Source organism: Paenibacillus sp. Y280, assembly GCF_056786335.1.
Genome location: NZ_JBXCIW010000001.1, coordinates 440504 through 461393, shown reverse-complemented (window position 1 = coordinate 461393; position 20890 = coordinate 440504). Strand labels below are relative to the sequence as shown.

The following is a 20890-nucleotide window of genomic DNA, read 5'->3' as shown; positions in this document are numbered from 1 at the left end:
TCTGAAACATTTAAAAACGACACTTTTTATTTCTTCATTAATAGCGTTATTTGGATGCTGGAAACCTAAAATTATACTGTTTCAAAGGGCGCAGGGCTGGTTAATAACATGACAAGTTAAACAAAAACAATTTCGAAGGAAGGGTGATTCCAATGTTAGGATGGGCATTATTATTTTTAATCTTTGCAATCGTCGCAGGCATATTCGGCTTCTTAGGAATTGCTTCCGCTTTAGCTGGGATAGCAAAAATACTATTCGTCGTATTTGTCATTCTCTTTATCGTATCTCTCATTGTAGGACGAAGACGGATTAGTTAACCTCTTTCGTTCAAGAGAAACAAACCAATATCAAAAATAAAATGAATAATAGGAGGAGTTACAATGAATAATCTAACAAGTACGAAGGTGCACACGGTCAATAATGCTGTCGAGGTTCAAGAGCAGGTGTATAAATTCCAAACGGAAGGTTATGCGAAGGACAAGATTTTTGTGCTGACGCATGATAAGGACCGGACGAAACGGATCGTCGACAACACCGATGCTGAGAAAATCGGCATTGCCGAGGAAGGCCTCGGAACGGCCATCGCGAACATTTTCCGCTCGAACGGAGATGAGCTGCGGGCTAAGATGAGATCGCTCGGCATTTCCGAGCAGGACTCTCAGCGTCTAGAACGCGAGATGGATCAGGATAAAATTTTGGTAATCGCTTGGGGCGGCAAGGAGTATACGGGCGAAGAATTTGACCCAGCCGTTTATTACTATCCGCACTACGTCGTTTAAGCGAGCGAGTGCTCCATTGATTGAAACGAAGCGAACTAAGGCCTATCCGGGAGGATAGGTCTTTGTTCAACTATATGCTTTAAAAGTTGACTCTCTGTAACGTTAGGCTCAGAATATGAAGTGTAGAAACTGGAGTAAAAGGGAGCTTGCATATGAGTATTATAATCGTGGATGATAACGCTACGAATCAGATTATTATTAAAGCCATTTTAAATAAAGCAGGCTATAAGGATTTGAAAATCGCGTCATCGGCTATGGAGCTATACGCACTCATGGACATTGATACCGACACAGAGGCTAAAACGAATGTGGATTTGATCTTGATGGATATGATGATGCCTGAGATCGATGGCTTAGAAGCGTGCAAAAGAATTTTACAGGTGGAGCGCTATAAGGATGTTCCGATTATATTTGTTACGGCGCTTGGGGATTCGAATAAAATGGCGGAGGCGCTTGATGCCGGCGCCAGTGATTATGTGATGAAGCCTATTAATAAGATGGAGCTGCTGGCACGGATAAGATCAGCACTCAGGCTGAAGCGGGAAATCGATTGGCATAAAGAAAGGGACAAGCAGGTGAAGTTTAAGCTGGAGCTTGCCAAAAAAGTGCAAAGAAACGTGTTAAGCCAGCCGATTAATGATGAGAATGTTGGCATAAGCGCGATTTATCAGCCCTCAACGGAGCTTGCTGGCGATTTTTACGCATGGCACCGCATTGACGAAAACCGTTATGGCGTTATTTTACTCGATATGATGGGCCACGGCATTGCATCTTCGCTCGTCTGCATGTATATATCCTCGGTACTCAAGGATACAATTACACGTATAACAGAGCCTGATCTAGTCATGCACGAGCTGAACCGATATATGAACCAGCTATATAAGAAGGAAGAGCTGCTTAACTACTATTTTACGGCAATTTATTTAGTGCTTGATACAAATAAGCGGACGATCGATTACGTAAACGCCGGACATCCTCCTGGCAAGCTGCTGATTGGTGATCAGGAGAAGCTTCTGACGGAGGGCTGCTGTGCGATTGGATTGTTTCCAAGCATAGATATTCAAAAAGGAAGCCTAACCTACATGGATCATATGAAGCTTGTCCTTTACACTGATGGGTTAAGCGAATCATTAGGCGATAACGAAGCGGATAAGATCGATAATTTGGTGAAACAGTTAATTGAAACAGAAGCCGATGAGCATGCGGCGATGGTTGGCGATTTTATCGCTGAGCATAGCAATGAAAGCCAGAAGGATGATATTTGCTTGGTTATGATCGCAACGAAGTAAGGCTTCGGGCATTAAACGTTGAAAATGATATTTTTATAAAATAAATCGCTTGTTTCTGTTTCAAGGCATCGGATATGGTTTATATGTACGTATAAGCAAAAAGATGAATGACAATCCCGCAAAAGGAGGGAGTTCATATGAAGAATATTATTATTATCGGCTGCTTGATCGGAGGCATATTCGCCTTCTCGAGTGATTACGGAAAGGTGACGAATACCTATTCCTTATCAATGAGTGCAAGCAAGGTGATGGCTGAGGCATCTGCTGAAGCAGCCGATGAAATGATGCAAGCTTCTATGCCTCCCTCAACCGTAACGAAAGTTACCTATGCATCAAATGGAGCCGAAGCGGAAGCTAACAATCCAGAGGTGGCGAAGCAGCGTTTTACACTTCAAGCGATCAACGGCATCACCCTTTATGATGATCCCAGCAGTGTTGTGAAGAAGCTTGGCGAGCCTAAAAGCATCTCGGAAGATCCGCATTTAAAGGAATTAAAGATTTATGAGTACCCGAATATGAATGTTGTATTCAGTGACGGAATGGTTAATTTCGTGGAAATTACGGAGGGCTCCAAAACGCTCCAAATGGATGGCGTAGAGATTCCAGCAACGATTGAAGCGATTAAGGAAGCGCTGGGAGAGCCCGATTATGTGACGGAGGATGGTATTGCATTCGAGCGAAATGAAGCGATATTAAAGCTGTTTGTCAATTCGGATACACAGAAGCTAACGTCCATTCATTACTTCTACAGCTTTTCGATGTAAGAGGTGCTTGTCATCTTGTACTAGGAGAACTATATTGCTACTATTTATTAAACAAACGCGAGCGGAGTGAATAGAATGAAAGCTGAGCAATTTGAAGTTGTACAGGAAGAAACGAAGGATCAATATATCCTTCATGTAAACGGAGAACTGGATTTATCGGTGGTGCCGCAGCTTCGATCAGCCTTGGAGCTGGTCATGAACAAAACGGATAAAGCATTGGTGCTTAATCTTAAGCAATTAAAATATATCGACAGTACCGGAATTGGCATTATCGTTTCGGTGCTTAAACTACGTGATGAGCTAAACGCGCCGTTTTTTGTACGCGATATTCCGGCTGCGATTAGACGTTTATTTGATTTAACAGGCATTTCCCGATATTTAATAGAAGGGACAGAGGCCCAAGCATGAACGCCATTCGATTACAAATACCAGCCCATGCAGACTATATCGATATGGTCAGAATCTGTCTATTTGGAATCGCTTCGAAAATGAGCTACGCCTTTGAAGAAATCGAGGATATGAAGGTAGCCGTCTCTGAAGCATGTAATAACGCAGTGATCCATGGCGATCAGAAGGCAAATAAGGGTATCATCGACATTACCTTTGAGCATGATGATACGGTACTAACGATAAAAGTGAAAAATAACGGCTCAGCCTTCATTGTGCCTGATGCACTTGATAAGGCTGCGCCTCTGCCGGAGGCAGAGGTTAGCGGGCTCCGCGTTGGCGGCTTGGGCATCTATCTGATGCAGGCGCTGATGGACGAGGTAGAGGTTAACAAGTTAGAGGATGGAACGGAAGTTGTTCTGACCAAATATTTGAACGCGGCTGCAGAGCATTAGCATTTACAGCAGTTAAATGTGATAGATGAAGAGGAAACGACGCTTGGCGTCATTTCCTCTTCTTTTTTTATGATGTGCTGGAGGCGTCATCAGGAAAAGATTCCATCATTTGACTTTTAAGTGTATTACGTGCATAATACGTTTATGAAGTGTATTATGCACGTAATACACATGCTTGTTAGGAATGTGAGGTGTGATCACGATGGACATATACGACGGGTGGACAGAAGTTGCGTTTAATACGAGGGATCCTGTCTATTTGCAAGTAGTGAGGTATTTTAAAGAACGAATTGCAATGGGTCACCTTGCGGCGGGTCAGATTATTCCCTCACGGAGGGAGCTAGGCAGCGTCATGAAGATTAATCCGAACACGGTACAGAAAGCGTATAAGGAAATGGAGGAGCAGCAGTTGATTATAACGGAAGGAAACTCTCCTAGCAGAATTACAACGGAGACAAAGTTGCTTAATCAAATAAGGGAGGAATTAATCGGTGAAGCGGTTAGCTCCTTTGTGGCGTCGGTAAGGAAAATTGATGTTCCAATTAATGAGCTGCTGCAGCTAGTCAAAAGCAAATATGAGGAAGGAGGGCCGGAGCATGATTGAGGTCAAAGATATCCGCAAGCGTTATCGCCGCCGCGATGTGCTGAGCGGCGTGTCCTTTACTGCGAATAAGGGAGAAATAACTTGCCTGATTGGTGTGAATGGAGCAGGCAAGTCGACGATATTGAAGGCGATCATGGGACTGACTCCGATATCGGGAGGCACTATCCTAATTGATGGACAATCGCTAAGCCCAAGCCTCTATGAGAGGATAGCTTTCGTTCCTGACCATCTGGCGATGATGCCCGGTATGAAGCTATCTGAAGCACTCCGGTTTATGGCAGACTTCTATGACAGCTGGAATAAGGAACGTGCAGGCGAGCTTATGCAATTTTTTCGGCTCGAGTACTCGGAGAGAATCGGCAACTTATCGAAAGGAACCGCTGCTAAATTCAACCTGCTGCTCGGTCTCGGACAAGATTCCGATTATTTATTAATGGACGAGCCGTTTTCCGGCATCGACTTATTCAGCCGCGAATCGATTACGGAAGTATTTACGAGCGACTTGATCGAGGGCAGGGGCGTGCTGCTCACGACGCATGAAATCGGAGAGATGGAGCATTTGATCGATAAAGCTGTTTTATTGCAGGATGGCAAGGTTAGCCGTTCGTTCAACTGCGAAGAAATGCGAAGCGAGGAAGGCAAATCCGTCATTGATGTCATGAGAGAGGTGTACAGAGCATGAACCGATATTTGAAGCTGGTCCATATGGAAGTGCATCGCTTTCGCTGGGTGCTTGCCGTCTTAATGGGAATCACGGCTATCTCCCAGATTAGCGCTCTAATCTTAACACTTACCAAAGAACTGTCTCGACGGAAAGAAGAGCTGCCGCTGAACATGGGAGACAGCTATCAAGCACCCGCACCGAATCTGCTTACTTTTGAGTGGGCGATGTTTAATACGCAGATGTGGTTTATTTTGCCCATACTCGCATGTATAGGTGTACTTGCCTTATATGTCTTCTTCATCTGGTACCGTGAGTGGTTTGGGCGTCATACGTTTATTTATCGTTTGCTTGTACTGCCAACTGCAAGGCGCAACATTTATTTAGCCAAAATATCTGCCTTTCTCCTATTCGTTTTCGGCTTTGTTTCCTTTCAATTGGCGCTGCTGCCTGTCGAAAAAATGATATTCAAGCTCGTTGTGCCAGCGGATCAGAGAGCAGATTCTCATATCGTGGACGCCATAAGCCGCAATCAAGCGCTTGTTGAGCTTATACCAAGGCAGTTTGAACAGTTTCTCTACTATTACGGAATAGGGACGATTGCGGTATTAGCTATCTTCACTGCTATATTGCTGGAAAGAAGCTATCGCCGTTTGGGGATTTTATATGGCGTGCTGTATTTGGCGGGCTGTGTGTTAGCAGTTATTTCCCCTATCTTATTTCTTGGTTATGGTAAGCGTTACACCTATGTATATCCAAAAGAAATATACGCCATAGAAATGACCATGTGCGCTCTTGTGCTCTGTTTATCGGTATGGCTTGGAATGAGGCTGCTTGCCAAAAAGATTACGGTGTAAGGAGAATGTAAATGAGACGTTATTGGTTATCCATCATTATTGCAGTGCTCGCTGTAAGCGGAATTGGCACTTATTATTCGTACGGCAAACAAAATCATCTACCGGAATACACACTAGAAATTATACAAGGTGACCCAAGGGAAGCTGAAGCTGTTAGCTTATCGGGCTCTTATTATGGGGACATGAGTTCCGAACCTTTAAAAGTAGCTACAGCTGGAGGCGAGTATAGCGTCCTGAACACGAATAACTTTCGTTTAGGATTAACTGAAGCAGATTCATGGTTTTATAGCCGGTCTGGATTCCAGCAGTTGATCATTGATCATAAGAACTTTATGCGCGGAAAACAGAATTCGGAGGGCTTTTACCGTGATATGGAGTGGGTGATTTATGCAGACATAGCCTTAGAAAAAGTGGGAATTAAGGAACCATTTGCTGCACTTCAGCTAAGTCTTCTTAATGAAACAACAGACAAAATATCGGAATTCGAGCTGTCCTTTGAGCGGGCTAGGAAGCTAAGACATGTTAGTATATTAGATGTACAGCGAGTGGATGAAGAGGTTCATATTCTGGTTGGTACATATTATTCAGACAATGAGCAAAGTGGTGAATACGAAGTATTCGTGATGAATATGACGAGTGGGAAGCTGATGCGAAATAAAAAGCTTGAGTCTTGGGGAAGCACCGAAAGCAATCAAAAAGATGAACGAATACAAGTTTCAACCATAACAACCGATGGATATTTGACTCCGACCGAAAACGTTTATTTTATCTTTAAAAAAGTGACGGTCAACGAGCAGGATGAAGCAACTCGATACGCAGAAAAGCTCAGCGAGAAGTATTACTCCTATTCGTATCTTACTGGTTTATTGACTGAATTACCCGAAATGATTTGGGAATCGGTTGCTGACACTGAAAGGGTACAAAGCGAGCAAAACGAATATTTATATTTTGCAGAATACGATCCTCAGCATCTTACCTTAACGCGTTATAACCCTCAGACTAAGAAATATGAAAACGCGTATGCAACGGTATCGGCTGAGCAGCTAGGTGTGGACGAGATTAAAAAGGTGCAGTTTGGATTAAACCGTTTGTACATTCTATTTAATCAAGCGGGCGTTCCTGGAGCAGCCGTAATTGATATTTCAAACGGGAAGCTGCTGTTCACAGGTCGTGCAGCTTTTGTTGGCGACAAACAGCAGGCTGAAGATGAGTTAAAGAGGCTTCATTTGTTAAATTTTGAAATCAACGAAACGATAAAAAATTGATTTGACGAGGAATACTTATGAACGTTATGAGCGCAGCATTACTAAGGGATCATAAGCTTCAACGATTAAGAGGACTTGAGCAGTTCACCTATCAGGTTGCCCATTTCATCCTGCAAGATGAGGTTCTCGCAGCTGAGGCGGCAAAAGCGGCATTGCTAGAATTAAGCCGGATGGAGAAGCCGTTAGCGGGTTCGGAGGAAGAGCTGCGCAGCCATGCGAAAAAGGTGACGATGAGTGCTTCGATCAAGATAGCCCGCACGGCTTCTATTGCTAACCAAACAGCGGCCTTATAACAATAAGAGCCAGATTCCTTGGTTAAGGAATCTGGCTCTATTTTTATTAAACTTAACTGCTCATCTTGCGGAAAATTCGCTCTGGCGCATTAAAGTCCGCGTATTTGTTTTTATGTGGGGTTAAGAGCGATTCCATATTGCCTAAGGCCAGGAAGCCTTCCAATGCAAGGCTTTCGAAAAACAGCTGATGCACATTTTTTTGAAGCTCAGAGTCAAAATAGATCAGAACGTTCCGGCATAAAATGACGTGAAATTCATTGAATGAACGATCCGTTGCAAGATTATGCTGCGCAAACATCATGTTTTCCTTGATATAAGAATGGAACATTGCATGCTCGTGATTGGTTGTATAGTAGGAGGAGAACTCCTTGGTCCCGCCAGCCTGCAAATAATTTTTCGTAAAGGACTGCATGCGCTTAAGCGGAAATTTACCTTTTTTTGCACTCTCGATGACATGCTCATTCATGTCCGTTGCATAGATCTTAGCTTTATCCAGCAGACCTTCCTCATGCAGTAGGATAGCCATCGAGTAAACCTCTTCCCCAGTCGCGCAGCCTGCATGCCATATCCGAATTTCGGGAAGCTCGCGAAGCAGCGGAATGACGTCCTTGCGAAAAGATGCAAAAAAGCTGGGATCACGAAACATTTCCGTTACTTTTATCGAGAAATCATTCAGCAGCTTATCGAAAAATTTAGGCTCATGAAGCACCTTCTCAAGAAGCGACGTTATCGTCGGCAAGCCTTCAAGATTTATCCGATGATAAATACGCCGACGCAGCGATGAGCGCAAGTAGTTTCGAAAATCGAAGCCGTAAATGCTGTAAATGCCTTCAAGCAGCAAATTGATTTCTATGCGCTCCAGCTCGTCTTGCGTTAACGCATCTTCATTAATGAAGTCTTCCTCATTCCATTCCTTGCTCAATTACCCACCTGCTTTGTTAGCCATACCCGCATAAGCGAAAATAACTGCTCCATATTGAGAGGCTTGCTAATATAATCGGAGGCACCTGCCTCCAAGCATTTATCGCGGTCACTCTTCATCGCTTTCGCTGTGAGCGCAATGATTGGCGTATCCTGCATTGCGGGAACAAGCCGCATCGCTTTCATCGTTTCAAAACCGTCCATGATGGGCATCATAATGTCCATGAGCACCAGATCGAAGTCAGTGTTTTTGTTGATAATGTCCATGCATTGTTTTCCGTTGCTGGCTACTGTCACTTTAAACTTCTTATTCTCCAGCGATTTGACCAACGCATATACGTTGCGTGAATCATCCTCTACGAGCAGAACTCTTTTTCCTTCAAAAAGCGAGGACTCATTGTCCGCTAGAACAAGATCATTATCGGTCTGTTCGATGATGCCGGGTGCTTGTACGACGATCGAAGGCTCAGAGGCTGCTGCTATCTCCTGATGAAACGAGAAAAGCTGCTCTTTTTCCATATCCGGCAAGCTTGGTATAAAGAGTGTAAAGGTGCTGCCCATATCCGGCTGGCTTTCGAGTGTAATGCGTCCGCCGAGAAGTCTGCTGAATTCATTGCAGATCGATAAGCCAAGCCCAGTACCGCCATATTGACGATTGGTTTCACCGTCAACCTGCTGGAACGCTTCAAAGATTAACTTCTGCTTGTTAAGCGGTATGCCTATGCCCGTATCGGTTACAGATATAGCAAATACCTCTTTGTCGGCGTGGTTAGGAAGATGCTGCATCACGCTTTGCGGATCGGCGATTTGAATATTCAGAGAAACGTTCCCTTGCTCCGTAAATTTAAAAGCGTTAGACAATACATTTTTCAAAATTTGCTGCAATCTCTGTCCGTCTGTATAGAGCACAGGAGGGACATTTTCATCTACGTTGATATGGAAAGCAATTTCTTTGTTTTCAGCTACAGGGTTAAATAGAAGCTTCATATGCTCTGGTATTTCGCTGACGTTTACTTCATCCATCATCAAAATGACCTTTCCAGCCTCGATCTTGGATAAATCGAGAATGTCATCAATAAGCGTAAGCAGATCATTGCCGGACGTATGGATGACTTTAGCATACCCTTCTTCCTCTGGATTCAACGTTTCATTCTCATTTTCTGAAAGAAGCTGTGACAAAATCAATATGCTGTTGAGCGGAGTGCGAAGCTCATGCGACATATTGGCAAGGAAGTTGGATTTGTACTGCGAGCTTTTCTTAAGCTGCTCGGAATACGTTTCGAGCTCTTCCTTCGCCTTTTCCAATTCCTTCGTTTTCTGCTCGGCGAACAGGTTTTGCTCCTCGAGATGCTCGGTGGTCATGCGCATTTCTTCCTGCTGCATCTGCAGCTCCTCCGACTGCGTCTGAAGCTCCTCGGTTTGCGTTTGCAGCTCCTCCGTCAACACCTGCGATTCGCTGAGCAGACGCTCGACCTCCATGCGGCCAATAACATTATTGATTGCAACGCCAAATGAATTTTCGATTTGCTCCAATAGCTTCAAATGCTGTGAAGTAAACGATTCAACGGATGCGAATTCCACGACAGCGGCTACCTTTCCTTCAAATTCGATCGGAACGATTAGAATGCTCTTCGGCTGCACCGATACAAGTCCTGATGTAATGCTGATGGGATGGTCAGGTGCCGAATTGAGCAGAAAATTGCGTTTCTCTTGCGCTGCTTGACCGATGAGGCCTTCGCCCATACGGAAGCTGGCATGTCCAGCACTTTCTCCTGATACGGCATATGAGGCGATTTTGATCAGCTTCTGCTGATCGCCGGTTCCTTGCTTCATATAAAATAATCCATAGGTTGCGTTAAGCATGGGAGCAATCTTTGAAAGAAAGGATTCTGCTAACGTCGTCATATCGTTAATTCCCTGATTCATAGTTGCCACCTCGGCGACCTTTGTTTGAATCCAGTTTTGATCGTTTACGTTGTCGAGCAGCGCATTGGTTGCATGAGCGAGATCTCTGATCTCATCTCGTGTGTTTACTTTAATTCGTGTGGAGAGGTCCCCTCCTGCAGAGGCGATGTCGGTTATCGATTTTACGACATCTTTAATCGTCTTTACGATAGTCCCAGATACAAATGAAACGATTATGAGAGCGACAACGGAAACGACGAGCAGCATGACATACAGGCTGATAACGAGCATATCGTTCCGGTTTTCAAGCTGCATAATATGATTTTTAGTGGATGCAATCTCTTTTTGGCGCAGTGTCTCTAATTGCGTGCGAAGGGCATCAATATCTTTTTTACCTATGTCTTCATTAAAGAAATCGATGATCCCTTGCGTGTCGTTCGCCTTGCGAAGAGCGACGGTAGGCTCGCCCGCTACATTGATCCAATTTTGGATCGTAAGCTTGATCTCCTCAAGACTTTTGCGTGTAGTCGGGTCATCAGCGATGTATTGGTACAAGGCATTGTAGTTAGCCTCCCATTCCGATTTCCCTTCCGTATACGGCTCTAAATAAGACTCATTGCCGGTAATGACATACCCTCGCTGGCTAGTCTCCATGCTGACGGCATTATAGCGAATGGTCGTAATCAAATTATGGACTTCGATATCACGGCTTGTAATCGACTCAATTTCACTTTGCAAGGACGATATTCTGTCGCTTACTACAATAATGGATGCTCCTAAACAACAAATGATAAGAAAATAGCCGATTAAAATTTTCGAGCGAATATTTAATCGTAGATTACTAAGCATGATAAGCTCCTTTGATTTCAATGATCGATTTAATAGAATCCTTCAATTATATCATGAATAAGGCAATTGACAATTTTCTTCCTGCTATTAACAACTTAAGCATGCCAGCTGATTCAAATAAGGCAATAGCGGGTAACTTATGAAAAAAAGAAAAGAAAGTGGTGACAACGATGGATATGTTAATGCAGATCAGTATTGCTGTTATAGCAATTGCGTTTCTTGTTCTCTTGTATTCGCTCATTCAAACGTTGAAAATTTTACGAGGCACGTTGGAAGAGATGCGAGTCACGATCGGATCATTGCGAACAGAGGTAACGCAGATCAGTGTTGAAGTGAAAGAGGCCGTTCATCATACGAATGCGATGACTCGTGATGTAAGATCGAAGCTTAGCTCGTTGGACGTGCTATTTGCTTCCGTCAATGATCTTGGCCATGCCCTGCATTCGTTTACCGGAGCAGCCAAGGAGTCAGCCGCAAGCGTGGTTGCCTCCATAAAAGGCGAGGGCAAGAAAGCAAAGCCGGCAGGAGAGCCTGGATTAATAAGTACGGTTTATGACGGTGTTATATCCACGATAAGAGTTTGGAATAAAGTCAAAAACATATGAGCTATAATAGGAACATACAAGAGAGGACAGAAGAAACTATGAACTCATTCATTCGGTTGACGATTCCGGCGCGGGCGGAATATATCGATATTGTAAGATTGACATTGTTTGGCATTGCGAATAAAGCAGGTTTCTCGTATGAGGAAATTGAAGATATGAAGGTAGCGGTTACGGAGGCCTGCACAAACGTTGTGCTTCATGCTTACAGCAATGCGCAGCCTGGTGTAGTAGACATCAGCTTCGAGCTTGAGCAAGAAGGGTTGTCCATTCGGATTAAAGATGAGGGCGAAAGCTTCAAATACGAACCTGCGCTGAGCAAGTCCGTCTCCCTGCACGATAAGAAGCTGGAAGAAGTGACGGCTGGCGGGCTTGGCCTATTCATGATGCATGCGTTAATGGATAAGGTGGAGATCTTTTCCGAAAGAGGTACAGAGGTGATTCTCACCAAGCTATTTGGTAGGAAAGAGGAGATGGCATGAGCGTGAATTCATCCTGCCTGGATCCAAAAGAAACGATAGAAAAAATGAAATTTTATCAGGAGACAGGCTGCAACGATACCGCGACGGTATTGCTGCAGCATTTTGAACCGATCGTGAGGATGGCAGCCGCCAAAATGTCCCGCAGTCGGCCTGACCTCTATGAGGATTTGTATCAGGTTGGCCAGCTTTCTATGCTTCGCTTATTCAAGCAGTATGACAGCTCGCGGGAAATTCCGTTTGAAGGCTACGCGATGAAAAGCATCATCGGCCACCTGAAAAACTACTTGCGTGATAAATCATGGTATATCCAAGTGCCAAGACGAATTAAAGAGAAGGGCCTGCTTATCCAGCAGGCTATCGATCACTTGACGGTGGAGCTTGGACATTCGCCTAAAATGGAGGAAATCGCAGTCCATCTTGACCTCTCGGTAGAGGAAACAATTGAGGTGCTGTCCTGCCGCGAATCTTATCATTATGTATCGCTTGATACGCCTTTATCTAGCGAAGGGGATAGCGCCGCAACGATTGGCGATCTCATCGGTTCGGACAAGGACGATTATCAGCATGTCGATAATCGTCTGGATCTGGAGGAGGCGCTGGATCAACTGAAGGCAGAGGAGAAGAAAGTGCTTCTGCTAGCTTATCATAGCGGCAAATCGCAGCGGGATATCGCCGAAGAGCTAGGCGTATCGCAGATGAGCGTATCACGCATTCAGAAACGGGCGATCGAGAAACTCAAGGTATTGCTCGTGGATCAGCGTCCGGATTTTATCCTTTGACATTAATCATAAAAACACCCTATCCATATTCGATATGGATAGGGTGTTTTTTGATAATAATTGCATTTTATTGAGCGGGGTCTGGAATCAGACCCCGCTCAATAACCTCTGCATTGGTTTCCATCTGCTCCATATCCTCGCCCAGCTTGATCATTTCTTCCTCGTTTGGGGCCATGGAGTTTGTTGTTTCTTCAAGTTCGGTTTTCATCGTGTTACCTCCCAGAGGCAGCAAGTCCATCCTTGACGTCATCCTTAGCGGAGGAAAAGGAATCCATAATCGTCTGGTTTGATTTTTTAGCATGATCGACCAGATCGCCGGCTTCATCTTTGATGTTGCTGGCTAGTTCCTTTGTGTTCTGCCCGACAGTAGTGGCGAGCTCTTTCGTATTTTGTCCCACCGCAGTGGCGATATCCTTTGTTTTCTCGCTGATCGTCTTGAACTTGTTCGAGAGATCCTCCCGAAGGTTTGCGCCTGATTTTGGAGCAAACAGCAGAGCCGAAATGGCACCGATGGCACCTCCTACAATTGCGCCTAACAATACGCCGTTACTAGAGTTTTCTCGTGACATTTGTCATCTCTCCTCGTTTGGTTATTTGTTGATCATGTTGACCAACGTTTGTTCAACTTAGTTATATATAAACGGATACCGTCTTTTTGAAACAAATATTTAAGTAAAAAATTTACAATTTAACGATAATGGTGCGTCGATGGCTACAGTTGGATCGAACCGATTCTGCTGCGCTCGGTCAAGCGATTGGGTCCCTAGGTTTGATGTGGTGTACGACAACATTTGCTACACGCCGCAGGAAACGGAGGATCGAATTCCAAGGTGATATAGTAGTAGGTTCGCGATGAGTTCGTCGAGTGCCCGATACCGTTATGGTTATGGTGATTCGTATGATGGCCGATATCCATCCGCTTGGATACGATGCGGGCGTAGCTTGATTCCTGTGGAGCTCTAGCATTTTTGGCATGGTTGACAATAGAATACAAGATCCCGCCTATGACAAGGATAAATATGATGCCAATAAATACCGGGACGATCGTAAACATCAAGCTGAAGCCGCCGCCGATTGAAGATCCTAATCCATTCATCTGACTCCATCCCATCATTTTACTAATTTGTATTTTAACATTGTATTCAAAGCTAGGCGATTCGTTTCCACTTTTATAAAGTACTGATGGAGAGACAAAGAGAATTAATACGTAATATTAACATTTTGTGTTGAATTAAGGAAGTCATTGACATTAAAGAGGGCCGATGCTACGATTTGGTCAATTTCCTGCTTTAGTGATAGGAAATTCATGTGTTTTCATGAAAGAATCACTATTTACATGATGGAAGGAGGAACTATTTTTTATTAAAAACTTACATAATACGGGGACATAACACAGAGGAGATTATACATAATGGGATGGCAAAATAAAGTTTTAAATAAAGCAAAAAACACTTCATTGCAAATTAAGCTTCCTGTATTAATAAGTTTATTGGTGATTATTATCTTGTTTGCTACTGCGTTCACGATGTACCTATTCTCATCGGAATTATTGCTGACAAAAAGCAAGGATGAAATAAATGCGAATGCTGACCGAATCGGCGAAGGACTAATGACGGCCATTCAGTTGCAGGAGCAGTCCACGTTTTTAGCCTCAAATGACAATACCTATCGAGAGCTGCTAAAGCTACGCAAAGCAGGAACGATGCCTGATGCTCAGTTTTTCTCCCCATTGAATGTTTTATTTACGAAAGCTAACAAAACCATTTTACAAGGCTTTAAAGGCACGAAGGGCAATGAGTCATTTCTGGTTATCGATTCCAATGGTGTTATTGTCACGGGTACAAATGCCGATAACATTGGCCAATCACGCTCTGATCGTGAATACTTCCTTGAAGCAATGAAGGGGAAATCCTTTATTTCAGACGCCATCAAATCGAAGAGCACAGGTAAGATTATACTCGTCTTTTCGCATCCCATTCTGAACGAGAGCGGGCAGACAATCGGTGTTTTTGCCGCAACGGTAGACAGTAAGTTTTTTGTGAATAAGCTCGGCAATATTAAAATTAATGCAAATGGAAAAATTGAAATTATTAGCCGAGGAGGCACCATACTTTATCATTCAACGGATCCATCTAAAATTGGTGAGAGTGTCGATGATAATTCAGACATTCAATCGGTTCTAGCGGATAAAGCTACCGAGAAAATAAAAGTGCAAACAATGGAGCTTGGCAACGATTATGCTAGAATCAATCAAATTCCGAGCGCTGATCTGGTTGTTTCCGTTATTGATTCCTATGATGACATTAAACGTCCTGTTAAAGATATGCTTCAAAAAATGTATTTGATTACAACTCTAGCGGTTATTGTGGCAATTGCTTTTGGATTCATTCTTTCGCGTTACATCACAAGACCGATTGCTCAATTAACAAGACTTTTTAAACAATTGGCATCAGGTGATCTTACAGTAGCGGCAAGCGGGAAGTACGATAGCGAGTTTAAAGATTTGGCTGATAGCTTTAATAGCATGGTGAGACAAAACAAAGATTTAATTACAAATATGAATAAAACGATTTTGGTTCTTAACTCAAGTACAAGTAAACTAGAGGAGTCATCAAAGCAAACGGCTCAGTCGATTAGCGAGACTTCGGTAACATCCATGGAGATTGCAAAAGCAATGGAATCGCAGTCGCTTGATACAGAGCATATCGTCGATAAGTTTTATGGATTTGGCGAGAAGTTCGCCTCTATGAATGATAAAGTCCAATCCGTTAAGGAAAGGGCAGAAGAAATCGTCAAAGTATTCAACACAAGCAATCAAGTTGTCAATAATCTGATTCAAATTAACGATCAAAATGAAGCAGAAGTTCAAAAAATTTCTGCAATTACGCATAAGCTTCAAGAAAGCTCTGCTCTTATTAGCAAAATTACAGGAGCAATCAATGAAATTGCCAAGCAAACCAACCTGCTAGCACTGAACGCATCAATTGAAGCTGCAAGAGCAGGCGAGCATGGGCGAGGCTTTGCAGTAGTTGCATCTGAGATCCGTAAGCTTGCAGAACAAAGCTCTAAGCAGTCGAATGAAATTAACACGATCATACAAAACAACCTTGCGTTCGTCGCAGAGAACAATGACAGTGTGATAGAAATTCGTAATATCGCTGTGAAGCAGGATGAATTCGTCGGTGAGACGCAAGAGGCGTTCAATACCATTTTGGATAAAATAATGGAGATTACGGATCAGATTATAGCAATGGCAAGTGAAGTTGCCCGTATGGAAAAGGATAGAGACGAGGTCCAGGAATCGGCACAAAGCCTCTCTGCCGCAGGAGAGGAAGTATCTGCATCGGTAGAGGAAGTGACTGCGACGATGATGGAGCAATCGGCTACTGTACATCAGCTCGCGAATATGGTTGAAACGATTGATAACCTTACGAATGAGCTTGCGGAAACGTCAGCAAAATTCAAGGTTTCTTGATCGCACAAGAAGACAAAAGACCTTTGCATCTAGGCAAGTGATGCAAAGGTCTTTTTTTTTTAACATCGGACTGGACCGAGAGAAAACGCACAGCATGCTGTGTTCACGGAGGGATAAAAGCGCTTCCGCATATACTTGTGTTTAGAAAGCTATCCATCCTTATGCAGGCTTCTTGGTCGGCTGGGTGGTGCTGCTCGAATATATTTTCTCTTCCGTTATTGCATGCTTGACGTTCGGCCTTTATATGCATGCCCAGTTCCCAGGTGTTCCGGCTTCAATTTGGATTATTGGAATATATTTGTAGTCGTGCAAATATTGTTTATTGCTGAAGGGGCTGGCGGGCAGCGCTGCACACGAAGCCGATGCTTGCTGCCATTATGCATAAACGCCAGCTTGAGAGGATAATTGTTGACGAATAGAAAACATCTATGGTAAATTTAATTTATCCTATTGAATTAGTCGGATATAGAAATGAGAATCGAATAAGAAATTATGGCATTAGTATCGCTGTAGTTTATTTACATTCGCGCTCGCTAGAAAACTGGAGGCGCATGCCAACCGAATGCCGAATCGGTTGTCGTGCGCCTTTTTTTTCATAAAGGGAGGTGCAATAGGGTGAGTCTCTCGGAAATACATGCTTACACTCAGTCACTTGAGTCAAATTACAGTCCGGAGGTTGCCGAAGCGCGGCGGCCGGATTATCCGGAACACCCGCTTATTTTGAATCGTTGGTCGCCGCGTTCCTACTCGGAGCAGCGCGTTACCGATGAAGAGCTTTACACGATATTGGAAGCCGCCAGATGGGCGCCTTCTTCGAGCAATACGAATAGACAATCAGCTTCGGTTGATTAGATTGTAAGCCTAAGAGGGCTGCAAACATAACTTTGGAGAGGGTGTTGATTATGTCTAGACCGGTTGAGGTTGCTGATGAGTGGTTGAAACGGATTAAGGAGCAATTGACAGGGGTTCAATTCGGTGTCATTCAAATTACGATTCATAACGGGCAAATCGTTCAAATTGATCGGACAGAGCGCAGTCGCTATGACACGGAGAAAGCTCATTCTGCTGCCCGGAAGCAGAGATAATGAAGAACAACCTTACTATAGGCGTATACGAATGGCCTGATTTGGCATTTCATCATTATTGCTTGCACATGTATCGACTGAATCGCGGGATTTATAATACGATTGATCAGTGGCTGTACGATAATGGCTATCCTGAAATTAAACGCAGACGGAAAATGATCATTCGTTTTTTGGACTTTATGACGCAGGGGCAGACCGAGGAAGGAAGAAAGTTTTTATCCTTTGGGAAAGGCAATTTAATTGTGGAGCTAGCCGAGTTTGTAGCCGAGCAGGATATTCATGCAGGAAGAGTATTGTCCGCATACTGAGCCAAATAACTGCAGAGATGATGGTTGACATCACCCTGCGGTACTCTTATTATTTAAAGTACATTATTTTCATATGAATACTAATCATTACCGACCGGATAACCGGAGACATTTTGCATAACATGTCTCCGGTTTTTTTGTTCATACGATGAAATCCCAGATTAGGAAGAACACTGGAGAAGCGCCGCCAGAAGGTCCGCGACTAGCAGCAGGCGAAGCTGGCGAAGGTTGACGACGTGACAGCAGGTCTGCAAGTCGCGAAAGAAGCGGTTATAAGCTAATTCATTAACTACATACATTCTATCGTATCAATTTAGGATATCAGAGCAGCACAAGATATCCTTTTTTTTGGCGGAAATCTTGTTCTGATAATCGATTGGGAAAAATAGCGGAGCGGTTAAGCAGCCTTAGGTATGGCAGCATCCAAGCAGCTGTCTATTACGCAATAAGTAATTGCCAATTAACGATATATCGTATAATATTTAAAATAATACGATATATCGTTAATAAAGGAGCATGCGGGATGACAGGAGAATGGCAGCCAGAGGAACGATTGTTTTTGCATCATGCCCATGAAAGAGATATGAGCGGCTCGGGCAGACGATTTTTTAGCCGCGGCGGAGTGAAATATGCTTTGCTTGCGCTGCTTGAGCAAGAAAGCATGCATGGCTATCAAATGATGAAAGCACTTGAGGACCAGTCCGGAGGTACATACAAGCCGAGTGCAGGCTCGATTTATCCTACCCTTCAGATGCTGCGGGACCAGGGGTTTGTGGAATCCTCCAAGCAGGATGAGAAGAAGATTTTTGAAATAACGGATAACGGCAGAGCTTATTTGCTTGAGGAGAAGGAGAATGCCGCTAATGGCCTGGATCGGCGGGAGTATGGCTGCGCTGAGGAGGAAGGCGCTCCGTGTGATCGAAGCAAGCCGAATCGGCGATTAACACCGGCCGGCAAAGAGCTGCTTCATTTGCTCAAGGCGGCAGAACGAGCGGTTGTGAACGACAGCAGGAAGGCGGCGCAGCTGCGTACGATCCTCGAGCATTTGCGTCTCTCGCTTCGCCAAGTAGCTGCTGAAGCGGAAAGCGGCGGCGAAGAGGGGAAAGGAGCATGAGCGAACGTCACAATTCCGCTCCGATGCATCGGCAAGGCGGCGGCTTGGGCGGCATGAGGAAATTCGGCACCGGCGAGAAGGCGAATCCAGCCAGCATATTCAGCATGTTCGTGCGAATATATACTCATGCACGATTGCAGTTGCCCTTGCTAATCGCTTCCGTTGCTTGCGTCATCGCGATTTCGCTGCTGGAGTTTATCGTTCCGCAATTAACGCGTTATACGATTGATCACATTATTCCAGAAAAGCTGTTTTCCAAGCTGTTTCTTATTGGCGGCGGTGTTTTGGGTGCGGCGATCGCACTTGGCGCCCTGCGTTATGCGAGCACTACTCTGATGTCCTCTATCGGCCAAAAGGTGCTGTACAATCTTCGCAACGATTTGTATCGTCATATGCAGCGCCTGGACGTAGCTTTCTTTGACCGCAATCGTACCGGCGACCTGATGTCTAGAGTTACGAATGACGTAAGCATCCTTCAGCAAATGATTTCCTCCAGCATGATGCAATTGTTTACTGATTTCTTCACCTTTACCGCAATTGCGATTTATATGCTTTGGATTGATTGGAGACTGACGCTGCTGCTGCTCGCAACCTTCCCGTTTATGATTCTGACGACCAAATTTTTTGGCAAAAGATTGCGCTCTTCCTTCCGAACGGTACAGGAATCTGTAGCCGATGTCAGCGACCATTTGCAAAATACGCTAACAGGCATACGTCTTATTAAAGCGTTTACCGCAGAGGACTACGAATCGGATCGTTTCTCTGAGCGAACAAAGCGGAATATGGATGCGAATATTCAGGTGACTCGCTTGCGGGCAGCTTATGAGCCTATTATTGATTTGCTTAATTTTCTGGGCCTCGCTATCGTGCTTGTATTTGGAGCATGGCTTGCGATGAAGAATCAGATGACAGTTGGCACGATTGTTGCTTTCATCGCCTATTTGCGGCTTTTGCAAAACCCGGTTCGCCATTTTAGCCGAATTATTAATACGATCCAGCAGTCGGCTGCCGCTTATGAGCGCATTATGGAGGTTATGAACACGAATGCTGAAATCATAGAGAAGGAGGGAGCGATTAAGCTGCCGCGAGCAAGCGGGCATATCGTGTTTAATCATATTGATTTTGCGTATACCAAAGATTCTACCATATTGAAAAAATTTTATTTGGAGCTTGAAGCGGGCAAGGTGACCGCGCTTGTCGGATCATCAGGTTCAGGCAAAACAACGATTGCTCATCTCATCGCTAGATTTTATGATCCGCAGTCTGGCGAAATAACAATTGACGGTTTTTCGCTGAAGGATATTACGTTGGCTTCGCTTAGGGAGCAGATTGGAATCGTGTCGCAGGATATCATTTTATTCAATGGGACGATCGGGGATAATATCCGGTACGGCAATCATCATGCGACGGAAGAGGAGGTCATTGCAGCAGCTAGGGCGGCGAATGCATCAGCCTTTATTGATTCGTTCCCGCAAGGCTATGAAACGCAAATCGGCGAGCGGGGAGTGAAGCTGTCCGGCGGCCAGAAGCAGCGGCTTTCTATTGCTAGGGCGATTTTGAAAAATCCTCGGGTCATTATTCTTGATGAGGCTACCGCTTCACTCGACACAGAGTCGGAGCAATACATTCAAGATGCGCTGGCGCAATTGCTGGCGGGACGTACCTGCCTTGTTATTGCGCATCGCCTGTCTACCATTCAGCAGGCGGATCAGATTTATGTACTGGAGCGAGGTGAAATCGTAGAGAACGGAACGCATGACGAGCTGCTAATCCGTCAAGGGCGCTACAATCAGTTGTATGAGCTGCAATTCCCGCAAACGGATGCCGTGCAATAAACGATCCACACGCGAAGCAAATCTTAAGTCGGCTAAACATGTTGACAAAAATGTTCAGAGGTGTTAACATTCGAAATAATTTTAAATTCATACTATACCGCTAGGAATTCTTTTTTTCTTAGCAGCCATCGACCATATATGTGGAGATGTAAGATTGGATAATCAATCTGCATCTCCTTTT

The 20890-nt window shown here is 44.3% G+C and carries 25 protein-coding genes; 20 read left to right on the top strand and 5 right to left on the bottom strand.

The genetic code is table 11. From position 1 onward, the window contains the following. The first annotated feature begins 152 nt into the window (after positions 1 to 152). The 11 genes from AC1TPC_RS02110 (at position 153) to AC1TPC_RS02060 (ending at position 7354) form a co-directional block, all read left to right on the top strand. The gene (locus AC1TPC_RS02110) at positions 153 to 317 is read left to right on the top strand and encodes a DUF1328 domain-containing protein (RefSeq protein ID WP_482065217.1); all 165 of its coding nucleotides are present in this window, start codon (positions 153 to 155) and stop codon (positions 315 to 317) included. A 63-nt stretch (positions 318 to 380) separates the two neighbouring features. Then, a complete protein-coding gene (locus AC1TPC_RS02105) occupies positions 381 to 779 on the top strand; it encodes a YflT domain-containing protein (RefSeq protein ID WP_482065216.1) in 399 nt (132 codons plus the stop codon). A gap of 152 nt (positions 780 to 931) precedes the next feature. After that, positions 932 to 2068 (top strand): SpoIIE family protein phosphatase, encoded by a 1137-nt coding sequence (locus tag AC1TPC_RS02100; protein WP_482065215.1) that lies wholly within the window; start codon positions 932 to 934, stop codon positions 2066 to 2068. A gap of 137 nt (positions 2069 to 2205) precedes the next feature. Then, complete coding sequence (locus tag AC1TPC_RS02095) at positions 2206 to 2832, top strand: hypothetical protein (RefSeq protein WP_482065214.1); 627 nt, start codon at positions 2206 to 2208, stop codon at positions 2830 to 2832. A gap of 75 nt (positions 2833 to 2907) precedes the next feature. Continuing rightward, positions 2908 to 3240 carry an STAS domain-containing protein gene (locus AC1TPC_RS02090; protein WP_482065213.1) on the top strand — a complete coding sequence of 111 codons (333 nt, stop codon included), beginning with the start codon at positions 2908 to 2910 and terminating at the stop codon, positions 3238 to 3240. After that, the gene (rsbW, locus tag AC1TPC_RS02085) at positions 3237 to 3674 is read left to right on the top strand and encodes an anti-sigma B factor RsbW (protein WP_482065212.1); all 438 of its coding nucleotides are present in this window, start codon (positions 3237 to 3239) and stop codon (positions 3672 to 3674) included. Before AC1TPC_RS02090 ends, rsbW (AC1TPC_RS02085) begins: the two co-directional genes overlap by 4 nt. A gap of 202 nt (positions 3675 to 3876) precedes the next feature. Next, complete coding sequence (locus AC1TPC_RS02080) at positions 3877 to 4278, top strand: GntR family transcriptional regulator (RefSeq protein WP_482065211.1); 402 nt, start codon at positions 3877 to 3879, stop codon at positions 4276 to 4278. Beyond that, positions 4271 to 4960, top strand: coding sequence for an ABC transporter ATP-binding protein (locus AC1TPC_RS02075; protein ID WP_482065210.1), 690 nt, complete (start codon positions 4271 to 4273; stop codon positions 4958 to 4960). The genes AC1TPC_RS02080 and AC1TPC_RS02075 overlap by 8 nt, the downstream gene beginning before the upstream one ends. Further along, a complete protein-coding gene (locus tag AC1TPC_RS02070; protein ID WP_482065209.1) occupies positions 4957 to 5796 on the top strand; it encodes a hypothetical protein in 840 nt (279 codons plus the stop codon). The genes AC1TPC_RS02075 and AC1TPC_RS02070 overlap by 4 nt, the downstream gene beginning before the upstream one ends. A gap of 11 nt (positions 5797 to 5807) precedes the next feature. After that, a complete protein-coding gene (locus AC1TPC_RS02065) occupies positions 5808 to 7061 on the top strand; it encodes a hypothetical protein (RefSeq protein ID WP_482065208.1) in 1254 nt (417 codons plus the stop codon). A gap of 17 nt (positions 7062 to 7078) precedes the next feature. Continuing rightward, on the top strand, positions 7079 to 7354 hold the full coding sequence (locus tag AC1TPC_RS02060) for a hypothetical protein (protein WP_482065207.1): 276 nt from the start codon (positions 7079 to 7081) through the stop codon (positions 7352 to 7354). Positions 7355 to 7406: 52 nt separating this feature from the next. Here AC1TPC_RS02060 and AC1TPC_RS02055 read toward each other — a convergent pair whose 3' ends face one another. Beyond that, complete coding sequence (locus AC1TPC_RS02055; protein ID WP_482065206.1) at positions 7407 to 8276, bottom strand: CheR family methyltransferase; 870 nt, start codon at positions 8274 to 8276, stop codon at positions 7407 to 7409. Beyond that, entirely contained in the window at positions 8273 to 11029 is a 2757-nt protein-coding gene (locus AC1TPC_RS02050; protein WP_482065205.1) for a CHASE3 domain-containing protein, read from the bottom strand. The genes AC1TPC_RS02055 and AC1TPC_RS02050 overlap by 4 nt, the downstream gene beginning before the upstream one ends. Before the next feature lie 170 nt (positions 11030 to 11199). On the opposite strand from AC1TPC_RS02050, the gene AC1TPC_RS02045 reads away from it, so the two are divergent. From AC1TPC_RS02045 to AC1TPC_RS02035, 3 genes are read left to right on the top strand one after another with little or no spacing between them, the layout of a single operon-like run. Further along, the gene (locus AC1TPC_RS02045) at positions 11200 to 11634 is read left to right on the top strand and encodes a DUF948 domain-containing protein (RefSeq protein WP_482065204.1); all 435 of its coding nucleotides are present in this window, start codon (positions 11200 to 11202) and stop codon (positions 11632 to 11634) included. 38 nt (positions 11635 to 11672) lie between these two features. After that, positions 11673 to 12113 (top strand): anti-sigma B factor RsbW, encoded by a 441-nt coding sequence (gene rsbW / locus AC1TPC_RS02040; RefSeq protein ID WP_482065203.1) that lies wholly within the window; start codon positions 11673 to 11675, stop codon positions 12111 to 12113. Continuing rightward, complete coding sequence (locus AC1TPC_RS02035; protein WP_482065202.1) at positions 12110 to 12892, top strand: sigma-70 family RNA polymerase sigma factor; 783 nt, start codon at positions 12110 to 12112, stop codon at positions 12890 to 12892. The genes rsbW (AC1TPC_RS02040) and AC1TPC_RS02035 overlap by 4 nt, the downstream gene beginning before the upstream one ends. A 67-nt stretch (positions 12893 to 12959) precedes the next feature. On the opposite strand, the gene AC1TPC_RS02030 is transcribed toward AC1TPC_RS02035, so the two are convergent. The 3 genes from AC1TPC_RS02030 to AC1TPC_RS02020 all read right to left on the bottom strand — a co-directional run bounded on the left by AC1TPC_RS02030 (position 12960) and on the right by AC1TPC_RS02020 (position 13988). Further along, entirely contained in the window at positions 12960 to 13100 is a 141-nt protein-coding gene (locus tag AC1TPC_RS02030) for a hypothetical protein (RefSeq protein WP_482065201.1), read from the bottom strand. Positions 13101 to 13104: 4 nt separating this feature from the next. Next, entirely contained in the window at positions 13105 to 13461 is a 357-nt protein-coding gene (locus AC1TPC_RS02025) for a YtxH domain-containing protein (protein WP_482065200.1), read from the bottom strand. Positions 13462 to 13655: 194 nt separating this feature from the next. Continuing rightward, entirely contained in the window at positions 13656 to 13988 is a 333-nt protein-coding gene (locus tag AC1TPC_RS02020) for a DUF2500 family protein (RefSeq protein ID WP_482065199.1), read from the bottom strand. Between the two features lie 315 nt (positions 13989 to 14303). Between AC1TPC_RS02020 and AC1TPC_RS02015 the strand changes: the two genes are divergently transcribed. From AC1TPC_RS02015 to AC1TPC_RS01990, 6 genes are all read left to right on the top strand, one after another. After that, the gene (locus tag AC1TPC_RS02015; protein WP_482065198.1) at positions 14304 to 16367 is read left to right on the top strand and encodes a methyl-accepting chemotaxis protein; all 2064 of its coding nucleotides are present in this window, start codon (positions 14304 to 14306) and stop codon (positions 16365 to 16367) included. Between the two features lie 615 nt (positions 16368 to 16982). Continuing rightward, on the top strand, positions 16983 to 17219 hold the full coding sequence (locus AC1TPC_RS02010) for a nitroreductase family protein (protein WP_482065197.1): 237 nt from the start codon (positions 16983 to 16985) through the stop codon (positions 17217 to 17219). 50 nt (positions 17220 to 17269) lie between these two features. Then, positions 17270 to 17452 carry a YezD family protein gene (locus tag AC1TPC_RS02005; protein WP_482065196.1) on the top strand — a complete coding sequence of 61 codons (183 nt, stop codon included), beginning with the start codon at positions 17270 to 17272 and terminating at the stop codon, positions 17450 to 17452. Then, on the top strand, positions 17452 to 17760 hold the full coding sequence (locus AC1TPC_RS02000) for a hypothetical protein (RefSeq protein WP_482065195.1): 309 nt from the start codon (positions 17452 to 17454) through the stop codon (positions 17758 to 17760). The genes AC1TPC_RS02005 and AC1TPC_RS02000 overlap by 1 nt, the downstream gene beginning before the upstream one ends. A 523-nt stretch (positions 17761 to 18283) precedes the next feature. Then, positions 18284 to 18874, top strand: a complete 591-nt coding sequence (locus tag AC1TPC_RS01995; protein ID WP_482065194.1) for a PadR family transcriptional regulator — start codon at positions 18284 to 18286, stop codon at positions 18872 to 18874. Beyond that, a complete protein-coding gene (locus AC1TPC_RS01990) occupies positions 18871 to 20709 on the top strand; it encodes an ABC transporter ATP-binding protein (RefSeq protein ID WP_482065193.1) in 1839 nt (612 codons plus the stop codon). The genes AC1TPC_RS01995 and AC1TPC_RS01990 overlap by 4 nt, the downstream gene beginning before the upstream one ends. Positions 20710 to 20890 lie beyond the last annotated feature (181 nt).